The 26,663-nt window shown below is 67.0% G+C and carries 24 protein-coding genes and 1 riboswitch; of the genes, 20 read left to right on the top strand and 4 right to left on the bottom strand.

Going from position 1 to position 26,663, the window contains the following annotated elements:
* The first annotated feature begins 285 nt into the window (after nt 1-285).
* From mnmC to C380_RS10120, 10 genes are all read left to right on the top strand, one after another.
* Complete coding sequence (mnmC, locus tag C380_RS10165) at nt 286-2,247, top strand: FAD-dependent 5-carboxymethylaminomethyl-2-thiouridine(34) oxidoreductase MnmC (protein ID WP_043565331.1); 1,962 nt, start codon at nt 286-288, stop codon at nt 2,245-2,247.
* A 131-nt stretch (nt 2,248-2,378) separates the two neighbouring features.
* Complete coding sequence (locus C380_RS10160) at nt 2,379-3,182, top strand: sulfite exporter TauE/SafE family protein (protein WP_015013763.1); 804 nt, start codon at nt 2,379-2,381, stop codon at nt 3,180-3,182.
* A 10-nt stretch (nt 3,183-3,192) separates the two neighbouring features.
* Entirely contained in the window at nt 3,193-5,031 is a 1,839-nt protein-coding gene (locus C380_RS10155; RefSeq protein ID WP_015013762.1) for a nitrite/sulfite reductase, read from the top strand.
* A 12-nt stretch (nt 5,032-5,043) separates the two neighbouring features.
* A complete protein-coding gene (locus C380_RS10150) occupies nt 5,044-5,424 on the top strand; it encodes a DUF934 domain-containing protein (protein ID WP_015013761.1) in 381 nt (126 codons plus the stop codon).
* 26 nt (nt 5,425-5,450) lie between these two features.
* A complete protein-coding gene (locus C380_RS10145; RefSeq protein WP_015013760.1) occupies nt 5,451-6,080 on the top strand; it encodes a phosphoadenosine phosphosulfate reductase family protein in 630 nt (209 codons plus the stop codon).
* 14 nt (nt 6,081-6,094) lie between these two features.
* The gene (gene cysD, locus C380_RS10140; RefSeq protein ID WP_015013759.1) at nt 6,095-7,051 is read left to right on the top strand and encodes a sulfate adenylyltransferase subunit CysD; all 957 of its coding nucleotides are present in this window, start codon (nt 6,095-6,097) and stop codon (nt 7,049-7,051) included.
* A complete protein-coding gene (locus tag C380_RS10135; RefSeq protein ID WP_015013758.1) occupies nt 7,051-8,424 on the top strand; it encodes a sulfate adenylyltransferase subunit 1 in 1,374 nt (457 codons plus the stop codon). The genes cysD and C380_RS10135 overlap by 1 nt, the downstream gene beginning before the upstream one ends.
* A gap of 114 nt (nt 8,425-8,538) precedes the next feature.
* Entirely contained in the window at nt 8,539-8,868 is a 330-nt protein-coding gene (gene fdxA / locus C380_RS10130) for a ferredoxin FdxA (protein WP_008904181.1), read from the top strand.
* A gap of 46 nt (nt 8,869-8,914) precedes the next feature.
* On the top strand, nt 8,915-9,955 hold the full coding sequence (locus tag C380_RS10125) for an NAD(P)/FAD-dependent oxidoreductase (RefSeq protein ID WP_015013757.1): 1,041 nt from the start codon (nt 8,915-8,917) through the stop codon (nt 9,953-9,955).
* 55 nt (nt 9,956-10,010) lie between these two features.
* A riboswitch (TPP riboswitch) is annotated at nt 10,011-10,115 on the top strand.
* Between the two features lie 69 nt (nt 10,116-10,184).
* Entirely contained in the window at nt 10,185-11,465 is a 1,281-nt protein-coding gene (locus C380_RS10120; RefSeq protein ID WP_015013756.1) for a cytosine permease, read from the top strand.
* Nucleotides 11,466-11,549: 84 nt separating this feature from the next.
* Here C380_RS10120 and thiD read toward each other — a convergent pair whose 3' ends face one another.
* Nucleotides 11,550-12,425, bottom strand: a complete 876-nt coding sequence (thiD, locus tag C380_RS10115; RefSeq protein WP_043565327.1) for a bifunctional hydroxymethylpyrimidine kinase/phosphomethylpyrimidine kinase — start codon at nt 12,423-12,425, stop codon at nt 11,550-11,552.
* A 279-nt stretch (nt 12,426-12,704) separates the two neighbouring features.
* Here thiD and thiO point away from each other — a divergent pair, with 279 nt between their 5' ends.
* From thiO to C380_RS10095, 4 genes are all read left to right on the top strand, one after another.
* The gene (thiO, locus tag C380_RS10110) at nt 12,705-13,838 is read left to right on the top strand and encodes a glycine oxidase ThiO (protein ID WP_015013754.1); all 1,134 of its coding nucleotides are present in this window, start codon (nt 12,705-12,707) and stop codon (nt 13,836-13,838) included.
* Nucleotides 13,835-14,032, top strand: a complete 198-nt coding sequence (gene thiS, locus C380_RS10105; protein WP_015013753.1) for a sulfur carrier protein ThiS — start codon at nt 13,835-13,837, stop codon at nt 14,030-14,032. The genes thiO and thiS overlap by 4 nt, the downstream gene beginning before the upstream one ends.
* Before the next feature lie 78 nt (nt 14,033-14,110).
* Complete coding sequence (locus C380_RS10100) at nt 14,111-14,920, top strand: thiazole synthase (RefSeq protein WP_015013752.1); 810 nt, start codon at nt 14,111-14,113, stop codon at nt 14,918-14,920.
* Complete coding sequence (locus C380_RS10095) at nt 14,913-15,809, top strand: thiamine phosphate synthase (RefSeq protein WP_015013751.1); 897 nt, start codon at nt 14,913-14,915, stop codon at nt 15,807-15,809. The genes C380_RS10100 and C380_RS10095 overlap by 8 nt, the downstream gene beginning before the upstream one ends.
* Before the next feature lie 102 nt (nt 15,810-15,911).
* Here the strand turns inward: C380_RS10095 and C380_RS10090 are convergent, their stop codons facing one another.
* Nucleotides 15,912-18,101, bottom strand: a complete 2,190-nt coding sequence (locus tag C380_RS10090; RefSeq protein WP_015013750.1) for a hypothetical protein — start codon at nt 18,099-18,101, stop codon at nt 15,912-15,914.
* 106 nt (nt 18,102-18,207) lie between these two features.
* On the opposite strand from C380_RS10090, the gene C380_RS10085 reads away from it, so the two are divergent.
* From C380_RS10085 to C380_RS10065, 5 genes are all read left to right on the top strand, one after another.
* Entirely contained in the window at nt 18,208-19,731 is a 1,524-nt protein-coding gene (locus tag C380_RS10085) for a 3-hydroxyacyl-CoA dehydrogenase (protein ID WP_015013749.1), read from the top strand.
* 36 nt (nt 19,732-19,767) lie between these two features.
* A complete protein-coding gene (locus C380_RS10080; protein WP_015013748.1) occupies nt 19,768-20,547 on the top strand; it encodes an oxepin-CoA hydrolase, alternative type in 780 nt (259 codons plus the stop codon).
* 226 nt (nt 20,548-20,773) lie between these two features.
* Entirely contained in the window at nt 20,774-21,493 is a 720-nt protein-coding gene (locus C380_RS10075; RefSeq protein WP_015013747.1) for a Crp/Fnr family transcriptional regulator, read from the top strand.
* A 44-nt stretch (nt 21,494-21,537) separates the two neighbouring features.
* Complete coding sequence (locus C380_RS10070; protein WP_015013746.1) at nt 21,538-22,623, top strand: phosphotransferase; 1,086 nt, start codon at nt 21,538-21,540, stop codon at nt 22,621-22,623.
* 53 nt (nt 22,624-22,676) lie between these two features.
* Nucleotides 22,677-23,951: an acyl-CoA dehydrogenase family protein gene (locus tag C380_RS10065; RefSeq protein WP_015013745.1), complete on the top strand. Its 1,275-nt coding sequence runs from the start codon at nt 22,677-22,679 to the stop codon at nt 23,949-23,951.
* Nucleotides 23,952-23,987: 36 nt separating this feature from the next.
* On the opposite strand, the gene C380_RS10060 is transcribed toward C380_RS10065, so the two are convergent.
* Complete coding sequence (locus C380_RS10060) at nt 23,988-24,716, bottom strand: hypothetical protein (protein ID WP_015013744.1); 729 nt, start codon at nt 24,714-24,716, stop codon at nt 23,988-23,990.
* Nucleotides 24,717-24,918: 202 nt separating this feature from the next.
* Here C380_RS10060 and C380_RS10055 point away from each other — a divergent pair, with 202 nt between their 5' ends.
* Nucleotides 24,919-25,536 (top strand): hypothetical protein, encoded by a 618-nt coding sequence (locus tag C380_RS10055; RefSeq protein WP_015013743.1) that lies wholly within the window; start codon nt 24,919-24,921, stop codon nt 25,534-25,536.
* Between the two features lie 97 nt (nt 25,537-25,633).
* Here the strand turns inward: C380_RS10055 and C380_RS10050 are convergent, their stop codons facing one another.
* Nucleotides 25,634-26,647 (bottom strand): asparaginase, encoded by a 1,014-nt coding sequence (locus tag C380_RS10050; RefSeq protein WP_015013742.1) that lies wholly within the window; start codon nt 26,645-26,647, stop codon nt 25,634-25,636.
* Between the last annotated feature and the right edge of the window lie 16 nt (nt 26,648-26,663).

Below are 26,663 nucleotides of genomic sequence, written 5' to 3'. Positions count from 1 at the left end.
CGGAGCGACGCGAAGTGCAGCGCTGCAAAAAGTGGTTTCGCCAAAATCACTTCTTTGGCAGCGGCGCAGACGCTGCGGCGGGCTACGTCCCGCCCAGCGCTTAAATAAAATACCCCCCCTGAGCGGCTACGCCGCTTCCCCCCGCTCTCGTAGCGTTGCACGCTACGGGCAGGGAGACGCAGCCCTCGCTGCGGGGCGGCCCTTGCTTGGCTGCCCTGGCCTGGGCCGCGCCAGTGACGCAGGTCAAGGGCGATGCAAGCGCCGCAAACCTCCAGTCCCCACCCCATGACTGAACCCGTCGAGTGGCTGCCAGACGGCACCCCCTACAGCCCCCGCTTCGGCGACCGCTACCACAGTGAAAACGGTGGCCTGGACCAAGCCCGCCGTGTGTTTTTGCACGGCTGCGGCCTGCCCGAGGCCTGGGCCGGGCAGTCGCAATGGCGCATTCTGGAGACCGGTTTTGGCTTTGGCCTGAACTTCCTGGTGACCTGGGCGGCCTGGCGGGCCGACCCGCAGCGCCCCACGCTGCTGCACTTCGTATCGACCGAGGCCTGGCCCGTGAGCGCAGCCGACCTGCTGCGCGCCACCTCGGTCCACCCCGAGCTGGCGCCGCTGGCCGAAGCACTGCACCAGCAATGGTGGGGCCTGCTGCCAGGCGTGCACCGGCTGCGTTTTGACGAAGGCCGCGTGCTGCTCACCCTGTACGTGGGCGACACCCAGGCCATGCTGCGCCAGCAGAACCTGACGGTGGACTCCATCTACCTCGACGGCTTCAGCCCCCAGCGCAACCCCGAAAGCTGGGACCTGCACACCCTGAAGGCCGTGGCGCGCTGTTGCCGGCGCGGCACCCGCCTGGCCACCTGGACCATCGCCCGCGCTGTGCGTGATGCGCTGACGCAATGTGGCTTTGAAGTGACCCGCGTGCCCGGCGTGCCACCCAAGCGCGACAACCTGCATGCCACCTTCAATCCGCGCTGGGAACCGCGCACCTCGCGCCAGGCGGGTGCCGCGCCGGAACCCTCCACGCCCGGCCCCTGCATCGTGATCGGCGGCGGCATTGCGGGGGCGGCCACCGCAGCCAGCCTGGCCCGGCGCGGCTGGCAGGTCACGGTGCTGGACCAGGCCCCCGAGCCCGCTGCGGGCGCATCGGCCCTGCCCGCCGGGGTGTTTGCCCCCCATGTGTCGCCCGACGACAGCGTGCTGTCGCGCTTGTCGCGCAGCGGCATCCGCACCACCTTGGAGCAGGCCCGCTGGCTGCTGAACGAGGGGGTGGACTGGGCGCATTGCGGCGTGCTGGAGCACCGCACCGACGGCAGCCCCGGCCTGTCGCCCGATTGGCCCCAAGGGCCAGGCGCCGCCTGGAGCGAGCCTGCGCCATCTGCGGCCCTGACCGCTGCCCAGTTGCCGCCTGACGCGACGGCCTGCTGGCACCACCAGGCGGGCTGGGTGCGCCCGGCGCGCCTGGCCAGGGCCTTGCTGGGCCAACCCGGCATTCAATGGCGGGGGAATTGCGCAGTGGCCCAGTTGCGGCGTGTGGAAGCACCCTCCACTGCGCACGGCCCCGCCACTACCACCTGGCAGGCACTCGATGCCCAGGGCCAGGTGCTGGCCGAGGCACCCACCGTGGTCATTGCAGCGGGCGCAGGCAGCCTGGCTCTGCTGAACCACCGCTGGCCCCTGCAGCCGGTGCGCGGGCAGGTGTCGTGGGGCAAACATGCCGACCCAGCAAAGCCGCTGCTGCCATGGATTCCGTTCCCGGCCAACGGGAACGGCAACCTGGTGCCCCGCTTCCCGCTGGGCGATCAAGCCGATGACGACCAAGGCTGGGTGATGGGCTCCACCTTTGAGCGCGATGTGCAGGCCCTGCCGCCCACCGATGCCGACATCCACGCAGCCCACGCCACCAACTGGGCCAAGCTGCAGGGCCTGCTGCCCGGCATCGCCCCCCAGCTGGAACCCTTGTTCGCCCAGGCACTGAACGCCCCGGCTCTACAGCCCGCCGCAGGGGAGCCCCCCGCCCTGCGCACCTGGGCCGCCGTGCGCTGCACAGCGCCCGACCGCCTGCCCATCGTGGGCCCGGTGGATGCAGCCCAGCTGCCCGGCCTGTGGGCCAGCACGGCCATGGGCGCGCGCGGGCTGACGCTGGCGCTGCTGTGCGGCGAACTGCTCGCAGCCCGGCTGCAGGGCGAGCCGCTGCCGCTGGATGCGCGGCTGGCCAAGGCGCTGGGCACCGAGCGGCTGCAATAGATCCAGCACGGCAGGCGGCTCAAGCATCCCCCCTGCCAGCCCGCGCCAATCCTTACTTATAAACAAATCGACATATTGGCAGAGCAAAACAATAGTTTGCATCCATAAGAAGCCCCTCTACATTCGCCGCCATGCATGAATTGGCGTTTGTTTTTGCGGGCTTTGCCGTTGGGCTCATCGTGGGCCTGACTGGTGTGGGCGGCGGCTCGCTCATGACGCCGATCCTGATCTTCTTCTTCGGCATCAAGCCCCACATGGCCGTGGGCACCGATTTGCTGTTTGCGGCCTTCACCAAGATGGGCGGCACCGTCAGCCTGGCCCGCCAGCGTCTGGTGCCCTGGAAAGTGGTGGGCCAGCTGTGCGCAGGCAGCATTCCAGCCGCCCTGCTGGCGCTGTGGGCGCTGCACACCCTGGGCCCGGCCAGCGCCACCGCCCAGCGCATCATGACCACCACGCTGGGTTTTGCCCTGCTGCTCACGGCCGCCGCCACGCTCTACAAGGCCATTGTTTTCTCTGCCCAGCGCCAGGCCGCACAAAACGCCGCCCGCAAGGCCCACACCGGCGACGCCACCCGCCCCCGCCACTGGAGCCTGCCCGTGCTGCTGGGCGCGGTGATCGGCACGCTGGTCACCTTCACCTCCGTGGGCGCGGGCGCCATCGGCGTCACGGTGCTGCTGCTGGTGTACCCCCTGCTGCCGCTGCCGCGCATCATCGGCGCCGACATTGCCTACGCCGTTCCGCTGACCCTGGTGGCGGGCCTCGGCCATGCCTCTCTGGGCTCGGTGGACTGGCCTTTGCTTGCACAATTGCTGGCTGGCTCGCTGCCGGGCATCTGGCTGGGCTCGCGCCTGGTCACCCGCACCCCTGAGCGCCTCATCCGCTCGGCCCTCTCCCTGCTGCTCGCCTGGGCGGGCTTCAAACTGATTCTGATCTGAGTGCTCCACGATGTACCAATACACCGACTTTGACCGCCAATTCATCCGCCTGCGGGCCGAGCAGTTCCGCGACCAGCTCGAACGCTGGCAAGCCGGCAAGCTGACCGAAGAGCAGTTCCGCCCCCTGCGCCTGCAAAACGGCTGGTACGTGCAGCGCTACGCGCCCATGCTGCGCGTGGCCGTGCCGTATGGCGAGCTCTCCAGCGCCCAGCTTCGCGTGCTGGCCCGCGTGGCCCGCGAATACGACCAGCCCGAGCCCGCCCTGCTGGCCGAGGCCCAGGCCACGCAGGAGAAGCTGGGCGAGATCCCGCTGGCCGACGGCCGGCGCATCGGCACCAAGCTGAAGTACGGCTACGGCCACTTCACTACGCGCACCAACGTGCAGTACAACTGGATTCCGCTGTCCAAGGCGGCCGATGTGATGGACCTGCTGGCCACCGTGAACCTGCACGGCATCCAGACCAGCGGCAACTGCATCCGCAACATCAACAGCGATGCGCTGGCCGGCATCGCCGCCGACGAGATCGCCGACCCGCGCCCCTTCACCGAAATCCTGCGCCAGTGGAGCACGCTGCACCCTGAATTCGCCTTCCTGCCGCGCAAGTTCAAGGTGTCCATCAACGGCGCGCGCGAAGACCGCGCTGCGCTGGGCTGGTACGACGTGGGCCTGCAGCTGGTCAAGAACGACGCTGGCGAACTGGGCTTCAAGGTGCGCGTGGGCGGCGGCATGGGCCGCACGCCCACCATTAGCCCGGTGCTGCGCGAGTTCCTGCCCTGGAACCAGCTCATGAACTACCTGGAGGCCGTGATCCGCGTGTACAACCGCTACGGCCGCCGCGACAACAGCTGGAAGGCGCGCATCAAGATTCTGGTGAAGGCCGAAGGCCAGGCGTATGTGGACCAGGTGGAAGAGGAGTTCCGCCAGATCGTGGAAGTGGAAGGCGGCCCCCACACCATCACGCAGGCCGAGTACGACCGCGTGGCCGCCAACTTCCACGAACCCGCGCTGGACCTCTCTCCCGCCGATGCCGAGGCCGAAACCCTGGCCCTGCTGCGCACCGCGGCCGAAGAAGACAAGGACTTCGGCCGCTGGCTCACGCGCAACGTGCTGCCCCACCGCCACCCGCAGTTGCGCGCCGTGATGCTGTCGTTCAAGCGCCTGGGCTACGCCCCTGGCGACGCCACGGCCGAGCAGATGGAAGCCGCCGCCGACCTGGCCGACCGTTTCTCCGCGGGTGAAATGCGCGTGACGCACGAGCAAAACCTGCTCCTGCCCTGGGTGCGCCGCGACCAGCTGCCCGCGCTGTACCAGGCCGCCAAGGCGCTGGGCCTGGCCAAGCCCAACATCGGCCTGCTGACGGACATGATCGCCTGCCCCGGCGGCGACTTCTGCTCGCTGGCCAACGCGCGCAGCCTGCCGATTGCCGAAGCCATCACCGAGCGCTACCAGGACCTGGACGAGCTGTGGGACCTGGGCGAGATCGACCTGCACATCAGCGGCTGCATCAACAGCTGCGGCCACCACCACAGCGGCCACATCGGCATCCTGGGCGTGGATAAAGACGGCAAGGAGTGGTACCAGATCACGCTGGGCGGGGCCGATGGTTCCGACCTCTCGGGCCCCGCCACGCCGGGCAAGATCATCGGCCCCTCGTTCAGCGCCGCTGAAGTGCCCGGCGTCATCGAAGCCCTGCTGGCCACCTACCGCGCCGAACGCCAGTTGCTGGCCAGCGACGCCGAGGGGCCACGCTACGAAAACTTCATCGACACGGTGCGCCGTGTCGGCCTCGACCCCTTCAAGGCCGCTGCCAACGCCGCGCGCCACCCCGCCGAAACCGAAGCCGCCTGAAAGCTGAATACTATGAAAATAATAGCTGCTCACGAGCACCAGCCAAGCCCCGCAGGCCAAAAAGTGATTGAACTGCCCAACGACGCCAACCCCTTCGAGCTGGACCTGGCGGGCGTGGACCGCATCGACCTGCAATTCCCCAAGTTCACCGACGGCCGGGCCTTCAGCCAGGCCCGCCTGCTGCGCGGCCGCCTGAAGTTTGCGGGCGAGCTGCGCGCCACGGGCGACGTGCTGATCGACCAGCTGGTACAGATGGCCCGCTGCGGCTTTGACGTGGCCGTGCTGCGCGAAGGCGTGGACATGGCCGACGCCCAGCGCCAGTTCGACCGTTTCAAAGCCTTCTACCAGGGCGACGTGACGCACCCCCTGCCCCACTTCCGCGAGGCCGCCTGATCATGAATGCGAGAGACCCCCACGCCATGAACAACACCACCATCGACCTCGCCCGCATCAACGCCGACCTGGGCCGCGACGCGCAGGGCTTGGTGGCCTGGGCCCTGGGCCTGAGCCAGCCCACCATCGTCACCACCAACTTCCGCCCGTTCGAAGCGGTGATCCTGCACCTGGTCACGCAGGTGAACCCCGACGTGCCCGTGGTGTGGATGGACAACGGCTACAACACCGAAGCCACCTACCGCTTTGCCGACGAGGTGACCAAGCAGCTGGGCCTGAACCTGAAGATCTACCTGCCCCTGCGCTCGCGCGCCCACCGCGAGGCCGTCGATGGCCCCACGCCCGCGCTGGGCGACCCGCGCCATGCGGCCTTCACCGAAGAAGTGAAGCTCGAGCCCTTTGCCCGCGCCCTGCGCGAGACCGCGCCCAAGGTCTGGTTCACCGCCCTGCGCGCCACCGACACCGCCGTGCGCGCGCAGATGGACCCGGTGAGCATCAACCCCGACGGCCTCATCAAGGTGGCGCCGCTGCTGCACTGGTCGTCCAAGGACCTGCACGAATACTGCGTGAAGCACGGCCTGCCCAACAACTTCGACTACGTGGACCCGACCAAGGGCGAAGACAACCGCGAGTGCGGCCTGCATCTGGCCCACTGAAACCGGACACCTCCATGAACGCCCGCACCGACTCAGCGCTGCTTGAGAAAAAGACCAACAACATGAGCTACCACCTCAATAACTCGCACCTCGACGCCCTGGAAGAAGAAACCATCTTCATCCTGCGCGAAGTCGCCGCCGCCTTCGAGCGCCCCGCCCTGCTGTTCTCGGGCGGCAAGGATTCGCTGGTCATGCTCAAGTGCGCTGAAAAGGCGTTTGGTGCGGGCCGCATTCCCTACCCGCTCTTGATGATCGACACGGGCCACAACTTCCCCGAAGTGACCGACTTCCGCGACTTCCGCGCGAAGGAGCTGGGCGCCGAACTCATCGTGCGCAGCGTGGAGGATTCGATGGCGCGCGGCACCGTGCGCCTGGCCCACCCGGGCGAGAGCCGCAACGTGCACCAGTCCGTCACGCTGCTCGAAGCGATCGAAGAGTTCCGCTTTGACGCCCTCATCGGCGGCGCCCGCCGCGATGAAGAAAAGGCCCGCGCCAAGGAACGCATCTTCAGCCACCGCGACAGCTTCGGCCAATGGCAGCCCAAGGCCCAGCGCCCCGAGCTGTGGACGCTGTTCAACACCCGCCTGCAGCCCGGGGAGCACTTCCGCGTGTTCCCCATCAGCAACTGGACCGAGCTGGATGTGTGGCAGTACATCGACCGCGAGCAGATCGGCCTGCCCAGCATCTACTACACGCACAAGCGCCAGGTGGTGGACAAGAAGGGCCTGCTGATGCCCGTGACCGAGCTGACCCCCGCGCGCGATGGCGACGTGGTGGAAACGCGCGACGTGCGCTTTCGCACCGTGGGCGATATCACCTGCACCGCACCGGTGGAGAGCACCGCCGCCACCCCGGCCGAGATCGTCATCGAGACCCTGGCCGCCGACGTGAGCGAGCGCGGCGCCACGCGCATGGACGACAAGACATCGGATGCTTCGATGGAGAAGCGCAAGAAGGACGGGTATTTCTGATGACCGCTATCAATTCAATAGCTGCCAGCGCAAATAACACTAGCGCTACCAGCCAAAACGACCATATCTCCGCCCTCAAGTTCATCACTTGTGGTTCCGTCGATGACGGCAAGAGCACGCTGATTGGCCGCCTGCTGGTGGACAGCAAGGCCGTGCTGCAAGACCACCTGGCCGGCGTACAGCGCCAGGGCGAGACCGACCTGGCCCTGTTGACCGACGGCCTCAGCGCGGAGCGCGAGCAAGGTATCACCATCGACGTGGCCTACCGCTACTTCGCCACCGAAGAGCGCAAGTTCATCATCGGCGACGCGCCCGGCCACGAGCAGTACACCCGCAACATGGTGACGGCCGCATCCAGCGCCGACGCCGCCGTGGTGCTGGTCGATGCCACCAAGCTTGACTGGAAGAACCCCGGCCTGGCCCTGCTGCCGCAGACCCGCCGCCACAGCCTGCTGGTGCACCTGCTGCGCGTGCATTCGCTGGTGTTTGCCGTGAACAAGCTCGACGCGGTAGAAGACCCCGCGCTGGCCTGGAAGCACATCCAAGGCGCCCTGGATGCCTTTGCGAAGGCCGCCGGCATTACCGTGCGTGCCACGGTGCCAGTGTCCGCCCTCAAGGGCTGGAACGTGGTCGATGCCCATGCCGGCTGGTGCGGCTACACCGGCCCCACGCTGCTGCAAGTGCTGGAAGAGTTGCCCAACACCCCAGCCGACACAGCGCTGGCACCGGCCTTCCCCGTGCAGTGGGTCGAGAAGTTCTCGTCCTCGTCGGACACCAGCCAGGGCCGCCGCGTGTTCTGGGGCCGCGTGGCCGCAGGCCGCTTTGCGCCCGGCACCGCCGTACAGATCTTCCCCAGCGGCCAGCTGGCCACCGTGGCCCAGGTGCTGGACCACGCCCGCCGCCCCAAGGACGTGCCCGCAGGCACCAGCGCCGGCATCATCCTGGACCGCGAGGTGGACGTATCGCGCGGCGACTGGATCCTGGCCGCGCCCCCGGCTGCTGCAACGCCGGCTGCCGACGACGACTTTGGCGACACACCCGCCGCCACCCCGGCCTGGCCCGCCAGCCGCGAGCTGCACACTACGGTCGCCTGGATGGACGACGAGCCCCTGGTCGCAGGCCGCGTGTACTGGGCGCTGCATGGCCACCGCTGGGTCAAGGCCAAGGTCAAGGCCGTGGTGCACAAGCTCAACATCAACACGCTGGCCGAAGAAGCCGCCACACAGCTCGATCCCAATGCCATCGGCCATGTAGACCTGCTGCTGCAGGAGGCGATTCCCGCCGCAGCATTCAGCCAGGCCCGCGTGCTGGGCTCGCTGATTCTGGTGGACACCGCCAGCCACAAAACCGCTGGCGCCGTGCTCGTCAACTGATCCAGATCAGCGCCCCAAGCCCCAGTCACCCCATCGGGGTGAGGGACCCTGCAACCAAAGGTCGGTGAAAGCTTTTAAAATCGAGGGTTTTCACCGACCCACACAACTCCTGTCATGACCCACGTCGTTTCCGAAAACTGCATCAAGTGCAAGTACACCGATTGTGTGGACGTGTGCCCCGTGGACTGCTTCCGCGAAGGCCCGAACATGCTCGTCATCGACCCTGACGAATGCATCGACTGCGCCGTCTGCATCCCCGAGTGCCCGGCCAACGCCATCTTTGCCGAAGAAGACCTGCCGGCCGACCAGATCGCCTTCATCAAGCTCAACGCCGACCTGGCCTTTGCCGACGGCTGGAAGAGCATCACCAAGCGCAAGCCTGCACTGCCCGACGCTGACGAGTGGAACGGCAAGCCGGGCAAGGTCAACGAACTGATCAAGTAACCCGCCGCGCGCGCCACTGGTGACCGAGACTTTGCAAGCGCCCACCGTGGTCGAGACCGACGCCGTTGTCATCGGCGCAGGTCCCGTAGGCCTGTTCCAGGTCTTCCAGCTGGGCCTGCAAGGCATCACCGCCCACTTGATCGACGCCCTGCCCCATGCAGGGGGCCAGTGCGTCGAGCTGTACGGCGACAAACCCATCTACGACATCCCGGGCATCCCGGTGTGCACCGGGCGCGAGCTGGCTGGTCTGCTGCTTCAGCAGACCGCGCCGTTCAAGACCCAGTGGCACCTGAACACGCTGGTGTCCGCCCTCACCGTACAAGCGGACGGGCGCCTGCTGGTCGAAACCTCGCAAGGCGCACAACTGCTGGCCCGCAGCGTGTTCATTGCCGCCGGCGTGGGCGCTTTTGTGCCGCGCACCCTCAAGGTGGACGGCATCGAGCGGTTCGTCGGTACCCAGGTCCACTACCAGAGCCTGCCCGCGACAGTGGATGTGACCGGTCGCCACGTGGTCGTGCACGGCGGCGACGAGCCCGCGGTGGCCCGCGCGGTGGAACTGGCCGAACAAGGTCAAGCCGCCCGCGTGAGCCTGCTGCACCGCCGCGACGTTTTCCAGGCGCCTGACGCCTTACTGCAACGCCTGCAGCAATTGCGCGACGCAGGCCGCATCCACGTCGAGGCCGCGCAGATCACCGGCATTGACACCGCAGGCGACCGCCTCACCGCACTGCAGCTGGTGGACCCCGACGGCAGCACCCGTGCCCTGGCACTCGACCTGCTGGTTCCCGTGCTTGGCATCTCCCCCCGCCTCGGCCCCATCGCCGACTGGGGCATCGCCATGGACCGCAAACAGCTGGTGGTGGACACCGAGGCCTTCCGCACCAGCGTGCCCGGGATCTACGCCGTGGGCGACATCAACACCTACCCCGGCAAGCGCAAGTTGATTCTGTGCGGCTTCCACGAGGCCACGCTGGCTGCCTTTGGCGCGGCCGAGGCGCTCAAGGGCGACAAGGTGGCCCTGCAATACACCACCACCAGCCCGCGCCTGCACCAGTTGCTGGGTGTGGCCCCGGCCACCGCTGCCTGACTGGGCGCGCGACGGCCGCACACCACTACAATCCGCAGCGCGCTGCTTTAGCAAGCGCTACCGCTAGGGGTGTCGATGTGGGCCCGCCCGCTTCGACTGAGAGAGTCCCTTTGAACCTGATTGAGATCATCCTCGCGCAGGGAAGCAAGTCCGCCAAAGCACGGCCCTGAACACATCCGGGCGCACCGGCGGGCCGCCCCTGCTCTGTATCTGCTTACGGAGCCATTCCATGTCCTCATCGCCTGCCACGCACGCCACCAACGAAGCGCTGGCCCCCGTCTCCCCCGACCGCCGCGTCTTCCAGTGGCATGACCACGCCTCGCTCTGGTTCAGCCTGGGTGTTGGCCTGCTCGTCATGCAGGTCGGGGCGTACCTGATGCCCGCGCTGGGTACCAAAGAGGCCCTGATCGCCATCGTGGCCGGTTCCATCGTGGGCGCGGGCCTGCTGGGCTGGGTGGCCAAGCTGGGCTGCGACAGCGGCCTGGCCAGTGCCGGGCTGATGCACGCGGTGTATGGCCGCACCTTTGCCAGCCTGCCCATCATCCTGAACATCGTGCAGCTGGTGGGCTGGGGCACGTTCGAGCTGGTGGTGATGCGTGACGCCACCGTGGCGATTGGCCAGCAGTCGGGCGCCATGGCGGGCGCCCACTGGCCCGTGCTGGCCACGCTGCTGTGGGGCGGCGTGGTGATGCTGCTGATCAGCGGATCGATGGTGCAGCTGGTGCGCAAGCTGATTGCGCGCATCGCGCTGCCGCTGGTGGTGTTGTCGCTGCTGTGGCTGTCGTGGCAGTTCCTGTCGCTGGCGCAAACGCAAGGCTTTGAGGCGCTGTGGACGCGCAAGGGCGACGGCGGCATGGGCGTGCTGCCCGCGCTGGACCTGGTGCTTGCGATGCCCATCTCGTGGCTGCCACTGGTGGCCGACTACGCCCGCCATGGCAAGAACGGTGGCTCCGCACTGCGCGGCACGTGGCTGGGCTATGCGCTGGCCAACATCTGGTGCTACAGCCTGGGTGTGCTGGTGGCATTGACCTTGCCCAGCCAAGACCTGGTGCAGGCGCTGCTGCTGGCCCAGGGCGGGCTGATTGCGCTGTCGCTGATCCTGATCGACGAGGTGGACAACGCCTATGGCGACGCGTATTCAGGCGCCGTGTCGGCCCATAGCCTGCTGCCGCGCTGGGGTGTGCGCGCCTGGGGCCTGCTGGTGGCCGCGCTGTGCACCGGGCTGGCGCTGGTGCTGCCCATGCACAGCCTGGAACCGTTTCTGCTGCTGCTCAGCTCGGTGTTCGTGCCGCTGTTTGGCGTGATCCTCGGGCGTCTGGCCTTTGGCACCGATGCGCCCGCCCTGCTGGCGGCGGCGCGCAAGGTGAATGCAGCGCCCGTAGCCATTTGGCTGGCCGGCATCGCGGTGTACCACCTGGCGCCCAGGGTGCTGCCTGATGCGGGCTCTGCGCTGCCCGCGCTGGCGTTCAGCTTTGTGCTGGCCTGGGCGACACGGCCCAAGGCACGCTGAGTCGCCGCCAAAGCACTATCAAAAGAGGAGCAATCGGCACATGATTGACTAGCGCTTGCGCCTCAAAACACTTAAAAAACCGCTCTAAAGCGCCTGAAACACCCGCTGTGCCACCGGCGCGTAGCCGTGGTTGAGGGGGCCGTGGCCCCGGCCGGTGGTCACATTCGCTCCGGCAGCAATGGCCCCCAGGATATAAGCCCGTGCCCGCTCCACGGCCTGCTCCAGCGGTAGGCCCAGCGCCAGGTGGGCTGCAATCGCAGACGACAGGGTACAGCCCGTGCCATGCCCGTTGTGGGTGGCAATGCGTTGTGACTGCAACCGGTGGCCGTGTCCTGATTCGTGTTCTCCACCCTGTACGGCCAGCACATCCACCACCCAGTCGCCCGGCAAGTGCCCGCCTTTGAGCAATGCCGCGCGGGCGCCCAGCCGCAGCAGGTCTTGCGCGGCCAGCTCCAGCGCCTCCACGCCTTCGATGCGACGCCCCAGCAACCATCCGGCCTCGTCCAGGTTGGGCGTGACCACCTCGGCCAGCGGAAACAGCTCTCGGACCAGCACGGCCACCGTCTCCTGCGCAATCAGCCGGTCGCCACTGGTGGCCACCATCACCGGGTCCAGCACCACGTGCGGCAGCTGGTAGGTCCGAATGGCGTCTGCCACCACATGCACCACGTCGGGCGAGTGCAGCATGCCGATCTTGACGGCGTCCACGCCAATGTCCTGCACCACCGCATCGATCTGGGCCTTGAGCATCTCGGGCGGAATGCCGTGGATGCCCGTCACCCCGCAGGTGTTCTGGGCCGTGATGGCGGTGATGGCCGTCATGCCGTAGCAGCCCAGCGCACTGAAGGTCTTGAGGTCGGCCTGGATGCCTGCGCCCCCGCCGCTGTCGGACCCTGCGATGGACAGCACGCGTGCGTAGCGGTGGCCCGTCGAGGGCAAGGAGGTCGTCGGTGAAATCATGGCAAAAATTATGGCCTATGCGCCACGTCAAAACGGGGCACATGGGGGATGTGCTGTAATTCATTTTCCGGACGAAACAGGGGTGTCCTGCCATCAAGATGCTGTTCTTGGGCGTGCGACTGAGAAATACCCTGGGGCCTGTACAGAACCCTGTGCACTGCGACCGCAGCAGGAGCCCCGCTACCCGATCCAGGTCATGCTGGCGTGGGGAGTTTCCATCAACGGTGACCCCGTTTTGTCCATGGCCGCTTGCCACACCACGGACACACTGACGGATCTATGTCACTTCAACCTTCTTCCTTTGCCATCCTGGGCGCAGGCCTGATGGGCCGTCTGCTGGCCGTGGAGCTGGCGCGCCAGGGGCACCGCGTGGATATCTATGACGCGGGCGGCCCCGCCGCCGAGAACTCGGCCGCCACGGTGGCTGCGGCCATGCTGGCCCCGTTGGCAGAGTCCGCGATCACCGAACCCGGCGTGGTCCGCATGGGCCATCACGCGCTGACCCGCTGGCCCGAGCTGCTGGCAGCCCTGTCAGAACCCGTGTTTTTTCAGCAGGCCGGCACGCTGATCGTGTGGCACCGCCAAGACGTGGCCGAAGCCCAGCGCTTCACCCGCCAGCTTGAAAACAACCAGCGCAGCCTGCCCGAGCTGCCCCCCCTGCAAAAGCTCGACAGCGGCGCCCTGGAACAGGTGGAGCCCGCCCTTGCGCACCGCTTCAACCAGGGCCTGTACCTGCCCGGCGAGGGCCAGCTGGACAACCGCCAGTTGCTGGCCGCCCTGTTGGTGGAAATGGAGCGCCTCGGAGTGCGGGCGCACTGGCACACGCCCCAGTCGCCCGACGCCTTCACGCCCGGCGCCCACGGCCAGCCCGACCGGGTGCTGGACTGCCGGGGCCTGGGCGCCAAGGGCCAGTGGAGCGCGCTGCGGGGCGTGCGCGGTGAAGTGGCGCGCATCCACGCGCCCGACGTGACGCTGCAGCGCCCCACCCGGCTGGTGCACCCCCGCTACCCCATTTACATCGCACCCAAGGAAGACCACTTGTTCGTCATCGGCGCGACCGAGATCGAGTCCGACGACCGCTCTCCGGCGAGCGTGCGCTCTACCCTGGAGCTGCTGAGCGCCGCCTACGCCGTGCACCCCGGCTTCGGCGAAGGGCGGATTCTGGAGCTGGCCACGCAGTGCCGCCCCACGCTGCCCGACAACCTGCCCGCCATCCGCCAGACCCGCCCGGGCGTGCTGGAGATCAACGGCCTGTACCGCCACGGCTTCATGATCTCGCCCGCCATGCTGGACGTGACCCTGGAGGTGCTGAACACGGGACAATCGACCCTGTCCAAACGTTTTGACCTCCGGCTGGAACTGGAGCCCACCGCCCCCGCACCGACCGGCGTTGCCGCCCCCGCATTTGCATGAACATCTCGATCAACCAAGTCCCGCACGAACTGCCCGAAGGCGCCACCGTGGCCGATGCCGTGGCCGCCATCGAAGCGCGCCCCCCGTTTGCCGTGGCCGTGAACACCACCTTTGTGCCCAACACCCGCTACGCCGCCCATGCCCTGCAGCCTGGCGACCGCGTGGAGATCATCTCGCCGGTCACTGGCGGCTGAGGTAGTAAAAACTCAATCAAAATGGCTGCTAGCGCATACAAAACATGCGCCAACAGCTATCAAAACCATAGTAATCCAATGACCACTCCGACGCCCCAAGACCCGCTGGTGCTGTACGGCCAGACGTTCGCTAGCCGCCTGCTGCTGGGCACCTCGCGCTACCCCTCGCCCGCCGTGCTCGAAGCCGCCGTGCTGCGCGCCCGGCCCGCCATGGTCACCGCCTCGCTCCGCCGCCAGGGTAGCAACCCGGCCGAGAGCGGCAGCAGCTTCTGGGAGCTGCTGCGCAAACTCAACGTGCCCGTGCTGCCCAACACCGCCGGCTGCCACAGCGCGCAAGAGGCCATCACCACCGCACAGATGGCGCGCGAGGTATTCAACACCCCGTGGATCAAGCTGGAGCTGATCGGCGACGACTACACCCTGCAGCCCGACACGCTGAACCTGGTGGGCGTGGCCGAGCATCTCATCAAAGAAGGCTTTCAGGTGCTGCCCTACTGCACCGAAGACCTGGTGCTGTGTCAGCGCCTGGTGGACGTGGGCTGCCAGGCCGTAATGCCCTGGGCCGCCCCCATCGGCACCGGGCGCGGCCCGGTCAACCCCTACGCGCTGCAGACACTGCGCGAGCGCCTGAATGTGCCCATGCTGGTCGATGCCGGGCTGGGCCTGCCTTCGCACGCCTGCCAAGTCATGGAATGGGGCTACGACGGCGTGCTGCTGAACACCGCCGTGGCCCTGGCCCAAGACCCGGTGGCCATGGCCGGTGCGTTTGCCGATGCCGTGAGCGCCGGGCGCGCAGCCCGCTTGGCCGGTGCCATGGCCGCCCAAGATGCCGCCCAGCCCAGCACCCCCGTGCTGGGCACCCCTTTCTGGCACCACGCCCATGCATGACACCACTGCCCTGGCGAACGCCATCCTGAGCCACCACGCGGCCACCTTTGCAGGGTTTGCGCCTGAGCCCGTGCCCACACCCACGTCGCAGGACCCTGTGTACCTGGCCGCGCTGCAGGCTTGCAGCCAGCTGGGTTTCATTGCCCACGACGCCGAATGCCTGGCCCGCGCCTGGCAGGCGCGCGCGCTGCGCACCGGCAGCGCACAGCCCGAGCAGTGGCCCGACGAACCCCAGGACTTTGGCCTGCAGCGCCTTCCGCGCGCCCAGCAGTTTGCCGCGTGCCCCGACCGCCTGGGCCTGTATGCCGTGCTGCCTGACGCCCAGTGGGTGGGCCGCATGGCACGCGCCGGGGTGCCCACGGTGCAGTTGCGCTTCAAATCGGAAGACGACCGCGCCATCCGGGCCGAAGTCCAGGCCGCCGTCGAGGCCGTGCAAGGCACGGGCGCGCTGTTGTTCATCAACGACCACTGGCGGGATGCGATCGATGCAGGCGCCTACGGCATCCATCTGGGCCAGGAAGACCTGGACGCACTCACTGCCGACGAGTTGCAGACGCTCCACCGCTCCGGCCTGCGCTTGGGCGTGAGCACCCATGGGTATGCCGAAATGGTGCGTGCCGACGCCGTGGGGCCCAGCTATATCGCGATGGGTGCCGTGTTCCCTACGACCCTCAAAAAAATGGCCACCGCACCTCAGGGTGTGGGCAGGCTGGGGGTGTATGCGCGGCTGATGCGGCACTACCCGCAAGTGGCGATTGGCGGGATCAGCGCCGAGCAGTTCCCCACGGTGCTGGCCACTGGCGTGGGTTCCGTGGCGGTGGTCCGGGCTTTGGTCAATGCACCGGACCCTGAAGCGTCGGCTGCGGCGCTGATGGCTCTGATGCGGTGATGGTCGGGCAGCGATAGCGGCCGGAGCGGCTATCGCGGGTCTTCTGGGGCAGCTACCGCACCGCGTGGCCGTGGCTGGGGCGGTCGATAGGCCAGCGACTGGTTACTTGCGGTCAGGCTTTTTCATCTGCTCCAGCTCAAGGCGGAGCTCCATGAGATCGTTCTCCATGCCAAAGCCAACCGGCTGGCCTGCGGGTGGCGGCGCCGTCACGGGCACCGGGGGCAGATCGCTCAGCGTGAGGTGGGGAGGGTCCGACAGATCCAGATCCAGTGGAATGCCCCGCGAGTCCTCGCCCACAGACGCTGAGGGCCTGGAGGGCGCAACCGGAGCGGGCGCAGGTGCCGGCTCCTGCTGGGCCTTCATCGCAAATTCGAACTCCAGACTGGCGGCCAGCGAATCGAGCGGCAAGTCGTCGTGCAGCGCCGCCGCAGCGGGGGCAGGACCTGCTGGAGCGACCAGCGTTTCGGACCGGGGAGGTGCCAGCGGAGTCGTCCGCTTGCGGGGCGGCGGCGCACCCCGTGCACTGGCAGGCGTGGTTTGCGCCACCGCCAAAAGCAGCAGCAGATCATCATAGGCTGCCAGATCAAACGGCTCCACCGCTTCGGCGCCCGAACGACGGAACAGGAATTTCTCCAGCAAGCCCAGAACCGCAGGCGTTGTCCACTCGGCCTCGATCTCGGCCAGCGCGTCGGTGTAGTGGTACAGCATGCGGCCTGTGCGGTGAAAGCCCGCAAACTCCGGCACCTGTGCGTTGAAGAACTGCATGAACTGGGTACGCAACTGCGCAAACTCGTCCACACGGCTGAGGGTGTGGTACAGCCTCAATAGCTCCAGGTAAGCCAGCGGCGAGGTCTCGCGGTGCTCGGCAATGTGGTGCTTCAGCACCTCGATGGCCTGTTGGTGCTCGCCCACCGAGACAAAGAATTCGGCCTGCTGCTGAATGTCAAACAGCTCTTCAGGGTTGACGATGTGGGCTGCCACGGAGGGCGCTGGGGATGGGGCAGCAGCCTTGGCCTGCAACTGGGCGGGCGCACTGGCCGCAGGGCTGGTTGCCACAAAGCGTGGCTCCACCGCCACCGGGGCGGCTTTACCCAAGGGGCTTGCACCGGACTCAAGGCCGACTACGACGGCGTGAGGCTGGGTTTCTGACGGCAGCCAGGTATCGCCAGGATGGGGCGTCAGACCCAGCGCCTCGTTATGGGCCGATGTGGCCTCAGCGCGCGCGCCCAGGGCCACCGAATCGCGCCACGACCGCACCGCCTTGTCCGACGCACTGCGCATCCGCGACCACATCCATGCCACACCCAACAGTGCCAGGGCCAAGAGGCCTCCCAGGGCATACACCACCGTTGCAGGGAACCGCTCCTGCTCCATCAGCTCCAGCTGCTGCTGCAACTGACCGGCCGTGGCGCGGTCCTTGGCGGCCTGTGCACGCAGCGCGGCTGCGTCTGTTTCCAGGGCCTTGAGCCGTTCGCTGTCCTTTTGCAGATCTTCGGGCGCGGTGTTCAGCGACTTCCACAAAGCAGCGGCCTGGGCCCGCAGGGCCGACATCTCCTCGGACGGCGCGGTGGGCAGTTGCCCGGTGGAGCGCAGTGCCACCGGGCTGTCCAGCCAGGTGTCCAGTGGCTCCACCACCAGACGGGAACGCGCGGCCGGTGCAGCCCCTACCGCTGATTTGCCGGGAGCCGCCGCGCCTACGCGCGCTGAAGGCCGTGGGGCGGTTGCAGCCCCTGGCGCGCTGCGGTCCGCAGACTGCGGACGCACAGCCCTTGCCGGTGCCGCCGCCTTGTCGCTGGGCCGGGTGGCCTGGGCCATGCTGGTTGCTGCTGAAGATGCGGCGGAACTGCCACCACCCACGGCAGGAGAATTCTGTGACTCCGCGCCTGTGCGGGTGGCGGCGGAGGGAAGCCGCGTCACATCCACCGGCGACGCGGAGGCAGATCGGGTCACGGTGGTCGGCAGGTCCGAAAGGAAGGTGTAGCTGCGCGTGGTCTTGCCATTGCAACCTGCAGACAGGGTGACGGTCAGCACAGGCTCATCCAGCGATACCGAGGCCAACACGCGAACGCCCGACGGACGCCCACGCACCTCGGGCAATGGGATCACGCGCACCTTGCTGTCGCTGATGGCGTTGTCGCCTGCCACCAGCTTGGCCGTGACGCAGGACGACGCGACATCGGTGCCAGGGTCGGGCTGCAACTCGAACGAGAGATCGACCGGGGAGCCCAACACCACCGTACCACTACCATTGCCCAGGGACAGCGCCGAAGCACCGGCTGCAAGCGCCCACAATCCCGGTCCAAAAATGGTGTTACGGATTTTCACAATCAATTCTGTTTTTCGGTCCGAAGGATTCTTGCACATAAGTCCCAGATAAGGCCAGAGCCATAATGCCGCTATGAAAATTCAGTTTCCCAACATCGCCATCGTGGGCACCGGCGCCATGGGCCGGGGCATCGCACAAATTGCTGCCCAGGCTGGCAGCCAGGTTTTTCTGCTGGACGCCAACCCCGGGGCCGCCGACGCCGCCCGGGCCGCCTTGCAGGAACAATGGAACAAGCTGGTCGCCAAGGGCCGGATCGAGGCTGACCAAGCCACCGCGCTGACTGCACGGCTGCACCCCGTCACAACGGTGGCGGACCTGGCGGCCTGCGACCTGGTGGTGGAGGCCATCGTGGAGCGGCTGGATGCCAAACAGGCCCTCTTCGTTGAACTGGAGGGGGTGGTGCGCGCCGATGCGGTGCTGGCGACCAACACATCCTCCCTGTCCGTGACGGCGATTGGCGCATCCCTCAAGCGCCCGGAACGCCTAGCGGGGTTCCACTTCTTCAACCCCGTTCCGCTGATGAAGGTGGTGGAGGTCATTGCGGGCCTCAAGACCGATCCTTCCATCTGCACGGCGCTGGCCGCCTATGCCAAGGCCATGGGCCACACCCCGGTGCAGGCACAAGACACCCCGGGCTTTATCGTGAACCACGCCGGGCGCGGCTTTGGCACGGAGGCCCTGCGCATCGTGGGCGAAGGTGTGGCCGACTTCGCCACCATCGACCGCATCCTGCGCGACCAGGTCGGCTTCAAGCTCGGGCCCTTCGAGTTGATGGACCTGACGGCGCTGGACGTGTCGCATCCGGTCATGGAATCGATCTACCGCCAGTATTACGACGAACCCCGTTTCCGCCCCAGCGTGATCACGGCCCAGCGCCTGGCAGGGGGCGTGGTAGGCAAGAAGGTGGGCGAAGGCTTCTACCGCTACGTGGAGGGTGTGGCCCAGGTGCCCGCCGAGGCACCCGTCCCCGTCGTCGACGACATTCCCCCGGTGTGGGTGTCCCCGCGCGCTGCGCGCCGGGCCGAGCTGTACCAATTGCTCAAGGACCTGGGTGCCACCATCGAAACCGGTCAATCGCCCTCCCCCCAGGCCATCACGCTGGTGGCCCCGCTGGGCTTTGACGTGACCACCGTGGCGGTGGTGGAGCGACTGGACCCGGCCCGCACCATCGGCATCGACATGCTGATCGATGACGCCGCCACCAAGCGCCGCGTGCTGGCCACCAACCCCGCCACGCGCGTCGACATCCGCAACGCGGCGCATGCGCTGTTGGCGCGCGATGGCAAAGCCGTCAGCGTGATCCGTGACAGCGGCGGTTTTGTCACGCAGCGCGTGGTGGCCACCATCGTCAACATCGCCAGCGACATCTGCCAGCAAGGCATCTGCACCCCCAAGGACCTGGAGACCGCCGTGACCCTGGGCCTGGGCTACCCGCTGGGCCCGCTGGCCATGGGCGACCGCTGGGGCCCCACCAACATCCTGGAGGTGCTGTTCAACATGCAGACCGTGTACGGTGACACGCGCTACCGCCCCAGCCCCTGGCTGCGCCGGCGCGGGGCCATCGGCCTGAGCCTGAGCCATGTCGAAGAAGCCTGATCGCCCAGCACCACGGCCACCTCACCCAAGACCGCCATGCCCGCAGAACTCCAGAGCACCAGCCAGGGGCAGACCCTGATCCTGACCCTCCGCAACCCCGAGCGGCGCAACGCCATCGACCCGGTGATGTACGCCGCCGGCGTGGAAGCGCTAGGTGTGGCCGAAAGCAGCCCCGACATCCGCAGCGTGGTCATCACCGGGTCGGACGGCATGTTCTGCTCGGGCGGCAACCTGCAGCGGCTGCTGGCCAACCGGCAACAGCCGCCCGAGGTGCAGGCGCAGAGCATCGAAGGCCTGCACAACTGGATCGAGACCATCCGCACCTATCCCAAGCCGGTAATTGCGGCCGTGGAAGGTGCTGCGGCCGGGGCCGGGTTTTCGCTGGCGTTGGCCTGCGACTTCATCGTGGCGGCGCGCAATGCCGTGTTTGTGATGGCTTACAGCAATGTGGCCCTGTCGCCCGATGGCGGCGCCAGCTGGAGCCTGGCCCAGGCGCTGCCGCGCCAGCTGGCCAGCGAAATCCTCATGTGTGGCGACCGCATCGGCGCAGAGCGCCTGCATGCAATGGGCCTGGTCAACCGCGTTGCCGAAGCAGGCAGCGCACTCGATACAGCCCTCGCGCTGGCCGAGCAGCTCAACGCCCGTGCTCCGAATGCGCTGGCCAGCATCAAGGAACTGCTGAACGAAGCCCCGCAGGCCCAGCTCACGCACCACCTGGGCCAGGAGCGCGACCACTTCGTGAAGAACCTGCACCACGCCAATGGCGGCGCAGGCATCTCTGCGTTCCTGGAAAAGCGCGTGCCCCGCTACGAGTAGCGCTGCGCCTCAAACGCCTCGGCATATCCACCGTCACAGGCACATCAACCCCCGGCACGCTGCCACCCAGCACCGGGGGTTTTTTATTGCCCCATAACGTGTTTGTGATCTCGCATTGACTCGCCAACGCGCGCTTACGCGCAGACACGCAGGTGACAACCCTGACGCATTGCACAGGTCCCTGACGCGACAATGGGCCTGTTTCTAGTCACCCAAAAGACAGGCCATGGACGACCCGATTCTTACTATCGAAGAACGTGAAGCGATCAACTCCGGTCGCTGGTTTTCATCACTCTCACCTTCGCTACGCCACGACATCCTCCGATGTGCTTACGTCAAACGCTTCAAGGACGGCGGCCTGATTGCCGCACGCGGGGATCCACCCGAGGAGTGGATTGCTTGCGCACGGGGTGCGGTGCGGGTGAGCTCCACCTCCATCTCTGGCAAGCAGATCACGCTGACGTATGTGGAGCCGGGCATCTGGTTTGGCGACGTGGCGATCTTCGACGGGGACCGGCGCACGCACGACGCCTACGCGCATGGCGACACCACGATCCTGTGCGTTGCCAAGGCCGACTTCCGCAAGATCCTGGCCGTACACACCGAGCTGTACGAGGCCATGCTGCGCCTGCATGCGCGTCGCATTCGCCAGCTGTTCGGTCTGGTGGAAGACCTCAACACGTTGCCCCTGCGCTCACGCCTGGCCAAACAGCTGGTGCACCTGGTGCGCAGCTATGGGGTACCCAGCCTGTCGGACGGCAGCGAGATGCGCATCAGCCTGCAACTGGCGCAGGAAGAACTGGCCCAACTGCTGGGCGCGTCACGCCAACGCGTGAACCAGGAGCTCAAGGCCATGGAACGCGAAGACGCGATCCGCATCGAGCCGGGCGGCCTGGTGGTGCGTGACCGCGAAGCCCTCATGCGCATCGCAGAAGCCGACAACTGAGCCACCAACCCCATCACTGACTGCACGACCTTTCATCCGCCTCCATGAGCAACTTTGACCATTTCGTCGGCACCCGCCCTGTTTCCGATCAGCATGCTTTTGACATCGAAGCGCTGACCGCATGGCTCTCCAAGAACATGGAGGGCTTTGCTGGCCCGCTGACAGTGGAGATGTTCAAGGGCGGGCAGTCCAACCCCACCTACAAGCTCATCACGCCCAGCACCAGCTATGTCATGCGCGCCAAGCCCGGGCCCGTGGCCAAGCTGCTGCCGTCGGCCCATGCCATCGAGCGCGAGTTTGCGGTGATGAGCGGCCTGTACGGCACCGACGTACCCGTGCCGCGCATGTTTGTGCTGTGCGAGGACGAGTCGGTGATCGGGCGTGCCTTCTACGTGATGGAGTGCATGCAGGGCCGCGTGCTGTGGGACCAATCCCTGCCGGGCATGACGCCTGCTGAACGCGGTGACATCTACAACGAGATGAACCGGGTGATCGCAGCGCTGCACACCGTCAAGTTTGCGGACCGTGGCCTGGCCAACTACGGCAAGCCTGGCAACTACTTTGACCGCCAGATCGGCCGTTGGAGCAAGCAGTACGTAGCCTCCATCACGCAGCCCATCGAAGAGATGGACCGCCTGATGGAATGGTTGCCCGCCAACATGCCCGCCAGCGCGCGGGATGAGGGCCACGTATCCATCGTGCACGGCGACTTTCGTTTGGACAACCTGATGTTCCACCCCACCGAGCCCCGCGTGATTGCCGTGCTGGACTGGGAACTGTCCACGCTGGGCCACCCTCTGGCGGACTTCAGCTACCACTGCATGAGCTGGCACATTCCCGCATCGCTCGGGCGTGGCATTGCGGGGCTGGACCTAGGCGCCCTGGGCATTCCCGACGAAGACACCTACATCCGCCGCTACTGCGAGCGCACCGGCATCGCCACGCCCGAAGCCTTGCGCGCGGACTGGAACTTCTACCTCGCCTACAACATGTTCCGCATCGCCGCGATTCTGCAGGGCATTGCCAAGCGGGTAGAGGCCGGCACAGCCTCCAGCGCCCAGGCCAAGGCCTCTGGCGACACCGCACGGCCCATGGCCCAGCTGGCCTGGTCGTTTGCCCAACGCGGCTGAACACACGACGCAACCTCAGCGCCGCCCCACGATTACCAACGGAGAAGAAACCCATGGACTTTGACTACTCGCCCAAAACCAAGGAACTGCAGGCCAAGCTGCTCCAGTTCATGGATGACCACATCTATCCGAACGAGTCCGCCTACAAGGATGAGCTGGCCGCCAACACCGCCGCTGGCAAGCGCTGGAGCGCGCTGAACACCATCGAAAACCTCAAGCCCAAGGCCCAGGCCGCCGGGTTGTGGAACCTGTTCCTGCCCGTCGACAGCGCTGCAGCCTCGGGCTATTCGGGTGCGGGTCTCACCAACCAGGAATACGCACCGCTGGCTGAAATCATGGGCCGCGTGCCATGGGCCAGCGAGGTGTTCAACTGCTCCGCCCCCGACACCGGCAACATGGAAACCATTGCCCGCTACGGTGACGAAGCCAACAAGGCCCGCTGGCTCAAGCCACTGCTCGAAGGCAAGATCCGCTCGGCCTTCGCCATGACCGAGCCCGATGTGGCATCGAGCGACGCCACCAACATCGAAACGCGCATCGAGCGCCAGGGCGACGAGTACGTGATCAACGGCCGCAAGTGGTGGATCTCCGGCGCTGCCGACCCGCGCTGCGCCGTGTTCATCACCATGGGCAAGACTGATCCCGACGCACCACGCCACTCGCAGCAGAGCATGGTGCTGGTGCCCGCTGACACCCCCGGCATCAAGATCATCCGCCCGTTGAACGTGCTGGGCTACGACGATGCGCCGCACGGCCACGTAGAGATGACGTTCGAGAACGTGCGTGTGCCCGTCTCCAACATCCTGCTGGGCGAAGGCCGTGGCTTCGAGATCGCCCAAGGCCGCCTGGGCCCCGGACGCATCCACCACTGCATGCGCCTGATCGGCCTGGCCGAGCGTGCTTTGGAGCTGATGTGCAAGCGCGCGTCCTCGCGCGTGGCCTTCGGCAAGACCGTGGCGCAGCAGACGGTGACGCAAGAGCGCATTGCCGAGGCCCGCTGCAAGATCGACATGGCCCGCCTGCTCACCCTGAAGGCTGCCTGGCTGATGGACGTGGCCGGCAACAAGGTCGCCAAGACAGAAATCGCAATGATCAAGGTGGTGGCCCCCAGCATGGCCTGCCAGGTCATCGACTGGGCCATGCAGGTGCACGGCGGTGGCGGCATGTCTGACGACTTCCCGCTCGCCTATGCCTACGCCGGTGCGCGCACCCTGCGCTTTGCCGACGGCCCGGACGAAGTGCACCGCAACGCGATTGCCAAGTGGGAACTGGGCAAGTACGGCACCTACGGCCGCGACGCCGCCGTGCCGGTCACACGCGGTAGCTGACGCTCCACGGCACAGGACACGGGACCCGCAGAAGCCCTACTGCGGGTCTTCAGCGTCTTCCGTCGGCCCGCCTGCGGCCGCAGGCGGCGGCAGGTTGTTCAATGCCCCCTGGGCAGCCGCCAGCAGCAATTGCGTGGCCTGGGCGATCTCCGTCAGGCTGCGCTGCGTGTGCTCCATGCGCAGGTACACCTTGCCGCGCACCAGCATCAACAGCAGCGGCGGCTGCGCCCGTACCGCCCCACCCTCGCCTTCCACGATATTGAGCAACTGGGACACCACCGGCGCATGGATCCAGCGCTGCGCGGTCTCCATGCGCTCGGCCACCACCGCAAAGTGCTGGCGAAACGAAGCCGGCAGCCCCGGCCAAGTCACCTCTTCAAACATGGCCAGCCAGCGCATTTCCTCGGGCAGGCTGGCATTGACTGTGGTTTGCAGGGTGTCGGTGATGGCGTTGTAGGCATTGCCCTCCAGCGACTCCTGCAAGGGGCGGTTGAGCACCATCACCGCCGCGTCCGGGTCCACCCCCAGGTCGGCGCGCCCCCGCAACTCCAGGCCGCGCACGTAGTCGCGCGTGGGGTTGCCACATTCCAGCCGCCACGGGTGGCCGTTCAGATCGCCCCCCAGGTCAAAATGTCCGTCCACCGCCTGCGGCACCACCGCCAGGCGCTGGGTGGCCGCCCAACGCACCACCTCCTGGTTGGACACGGGCCGCGCGGCATTCGGGCCGCCGGGCAGATGCAGTGCTTTGCGAAGACGGTCAAACATGGCGATTCGAAGCCCCAGGCTTCGCGGGAGTCACGGATGCAGGCATTATTGGGGGCATTGGCCGCTGCAGCAAACTGGACCGACACCTTCTGTGAGCTTGTTCACCCTGACCGTAATAAGCCGTGGGGAGCGGCAGGCGCGACCACTGCCTGGGGGGCGGTCAATGGCTGCGAAGTAAACAGCCCACACACCACTCTTCTCCATGGACCGCAGACGTGCCCTGATCACCCTGTCTGGTGCGCTAGCCGCACCGGGGACTGCCCTGGCGCTGCCAGACGACGCATCGGCCCGGGTGCGCCAACTGGTGCGCTGGTCCACTGCAACGGCCGATCACCAGGGCTTGCCATTTGCCGTGATCGACAAGCCTGCCGCGCGCATCCACGTGTTTTCCGCACAGGCCCAATGGCTGGGCAGCGCACCCGTGCTGCTGGGGGCCGCTGCGGGTGACCGCTCAGCCCCGGGCATCGGGGCCAAGCCCCTGGCCCACATCCGCCCGCACGAACGCACCACCCCTGCAGGCCGCTTTGTGACCGAGCCCGGCCGCAACCTGCAGGGTGAAGACATTGTGTGGATCGACTACGACGCTGCCGTCTCACTGCACCGGGTGCGCAGCGTGAGCGCCACAGAGCGCCGCCTGCAGCGTCTTGCAAGCCCCGGCGCGCGGGACAAACGCATAAGCTACGGCTGCGTTAACGCACCTGCCGCGTTCTACGACCAGTTCATCGCACCTTGGTTCGGGCGGGCACCGGGGGTGATCTACGTGCTGCCGGACATCGAGCCTTTTGCTACATTTTTTGAAGCAGCCAGCGCATATGAATAGTGCGCTACCGGCCGATTTCAATCAAATTCTCTGCCCAACACGCCGTGGGACCAGGAACCGGCACTTCCGGCGGTAGCCACCCAGACGTCGCCCGGACTCAAGCCGCTGCGCGTTGCAAGCGAAAGACCGGCCGCCGGCCGCCCACCACCAACCCCTTGCCATTGCGAATGACGGCGTTTCTGCGAGGCGCCAGGGCCTCCTGCTGGGCTGCATCCAGCCATCCCAACTGGTCCATCACCTCCACGGCCGCCGCCACCTGCGCCACCATGTTGCCGTCCATGATCTTGAGGGCAAAGGCCTCGCCACGGCTGCGGCTGCCCACCACCTGCACCCCGTCGGCTCCGGTCTTCGAGACCCAATCGCCCCGCCCTGCCCGCATGAAATCCAGATCATGCCGCCCGGTGCCAGAGCCCAGCTCCGGGCGTTGCACCATGGCGTCGGCCAGCGCGGTCAGACTCTGGTCCAGATCCGTGTCGGGCGCCCCACCCGCCAGGCGCGCATAGCCCCGCGCCAGGTGCGCGAGCGGCATGGCGTAGTTGGGGGCGGAGCATCCGTCGATGCCCATGGCCAGTTGCTCGGGCGCCAGCCCCACGGCCTGCGCCACGAGGTTACGAATCGCCCGCTGCAACGGGTGCGCAGGGTCCAGATGGTTGTCGAGTGGCCAGCCCTGCTGCACGCAATGGGCGACAAAACCTGCGTGTTTGCCGCTGCAGTTGTTGTGGCGTTCGTCCGGCACAAAGCCGTCTGGCAGCGAACCCAGCCCCAGCTCGGCAAACAGCGGCCGGTGGCAGCCGCAGCGCAGGGCGCGGTAGTTCTGCCCCACACTGCCCAGCATGCGCTCGACCTGCTCGACATGCATGGCCTCGCCGTTGTGGCTGGCGCACAGCAGCGCCAGTTCATCCGCGCCCCAGCCCAGCGCCTGGGCGCCGCCAGACTGCATGAATGGCAGGGCCTGAAATGCCTTGATGGTGGAGCGAGTGAACGTGACCGTGTAAGGGTCGCCCGCCTGCGCCAGCACGCGGCCGTTGCGGTCGGCCACCGCCACGGCGCCCCAGTGCTGGCATTCGGCAAGATTACCCCGGGTCACTTCGATCAGCGGAACAAAACCCATGGTGGTCTCCAGCGTG

The sequence above is a fragment of the Acidovorax sp. KKS102 genome, from assembly GCF_000302535.1.
Classification (GTDB): Bacteria; Pseudomonadota; Gammaproteobacteria; order Burkholderiales; family Burkholderiaceae_C; genus Acidovorax.
Note: the sequence above shows the minus strand (reverse complement) of the source record. Positions and strands in the feature narration are given on the sequence as shown.

Excerpts from the sequence above, each read along its gene's own strand:
- mnmC (WP_043565331.1), top strand. The coding sequence starts at position 286 with ATGACTGAACCCGTCGAGTGGCTGCCAGACGGCACCCCCTACAGCCCC.
- C380_RS10160 (WP_015013763.1), top strand. The coding sequence starts at position 2,379 with ATGCATGAATTGGCGTTTGTTTTTGCGGGCTTTGCCGTTGGGCTCATC.
- C380_RS10155 (WP_015013762.1), top strand. The coding sequence starts at position 3,193 with ATGTACCAATACACCGACTTTGACCGCCAATTCATCCGCCTGCGGGCC.
- C380_RS10150 (WP_015013761.1), top strand. The coding sequence starts at position 5,044 with ATGAAAATAATAGCTGCTCACGAGCACCAGCCAAGCCCCGCAGGCCAA.
- C380_RS10145 (WP_015013760.1), top strand. The coding sequence starts at position 5,451 with ATGAACAACACCACCATCGACCTCGCCCGCATCAACGCCGACCTGGGC.
- cysD (WP_015013759.1), top strand. The coding sequence starts at position 6,095 with ATGAACGCCCGCACCGACTCAGCGCTGCTTGAGAAAAAGACCAACAAC.
- C380_RS10135 (WP_015013758.1), top strand. The coding sequence starts at position 7,051 with ATGACCGCTATCAATTCAATAGCTGCCAGCGCAAATAACACTAGCGCT.
- fdxA (WP_008904181.1), top strand. The coding sequence starts at position 8,539 with ATGACCCACGTCGTTTCCGAAAACTGCATCAAGTGCAAGTACACCGAT.
- C380_RS10120 (WP_015013756.1), top strand. The coding sequence starts at position 10,185 with ATGTCCTCATCGCCTGCCACGCACGCCACCAACGAAGCGCTGGCCCCC.
- thiD (WP_043565327.1), bottom strand. The coding sequence starts at position 12,425 with ATGATTTCACCGACGACCTCCTTGCCCTCGACGGGCCACCGCTACGCA.
- thiO (WP_015013754.1), top strand. The coding sequence starts at position 12,705 with ATGTCACTTCAACCTTCTTCCTTTGCCATCCTGGGCGCAGGCCTGATG.
- thiS (WP_015013753.1), top strand. The coding sequence starts at position 13,835 with ATGAACATCTCGATCAACCAAGTCCCGCACGAACTGCCCGAAGGCGCC.
- C380_RS10100 (WP_015013752.1), top strand. The coding sequence starts at position 14,111 with ATGACCACTCCGACGCCCCAAGACCCGCTGGTGCTGTACGGCCAGACG.
- C380_RS10095 (WP_015013751.1), top strand. The coding sequence starts at position 14,913 with ATGCATGACACCACTGCCCTGGCGAACGCCATCCTGAGCCACCACGCG.
- C380_RS10085 (WP_015013749.1), top strand. The coding sequence starts at position 18,208 with ATGAAAATTCAGTTTCCCAACATCGCCATCGTGGGCACCGGCGCCATG.
- C380_RS10080 (WP_015013748.1), top strand. The coding sequence starts at position 19,768 with ATGCCCGCAGAACTCCAGAGCACCAGCCAGGGGCAGACCCTGATCCTG.
- C380_RS10075 (WP_015013747.1), top strand. The coding sequence starts at position 20,774 with ATGGACGACCCGATTCTTACTATCGAAGAACGTGAAGCGATCAACTCC.
- C380_RS10070 (WP_015013746.1), top strand. The coding sequence starts at position 21,538 with ATGAGCAACTTTGACCATTTCGTCGGCACCCGCCCTGTTTCCGATCAG.
- C380_RS10065 (WP_015013745.1), top strand. The coding sequence starts at position 22,677 with ATGGACTTTGACTACTCGCCCAAAACCAAGGAACTGCAGGCCAAGCTG.
- C380_RS10060 (WP_015013744.1), bottom strand. The coding sequence starts at position 24,716 with ATGTTTGACCGTCTTCGCAAAGCACTGCATCTGCCCGGCGGCCCGAAT.
- C380_RS10055 (WP_015013743.1), top strand. The coding sequence starts at position 24,919 with ATGGACCGCAGACGTGCCCTGATCACCCTGTCTGGTGCGCTAGCCGCA.
- C380_RS10050 (WP_015013742.1), bottom strand. The coding sequence starts at position 26,647 with ATGGGTTTTGTTCCGCTGATCGAAGTGACCCGGGGTAATCTTGCCGAA.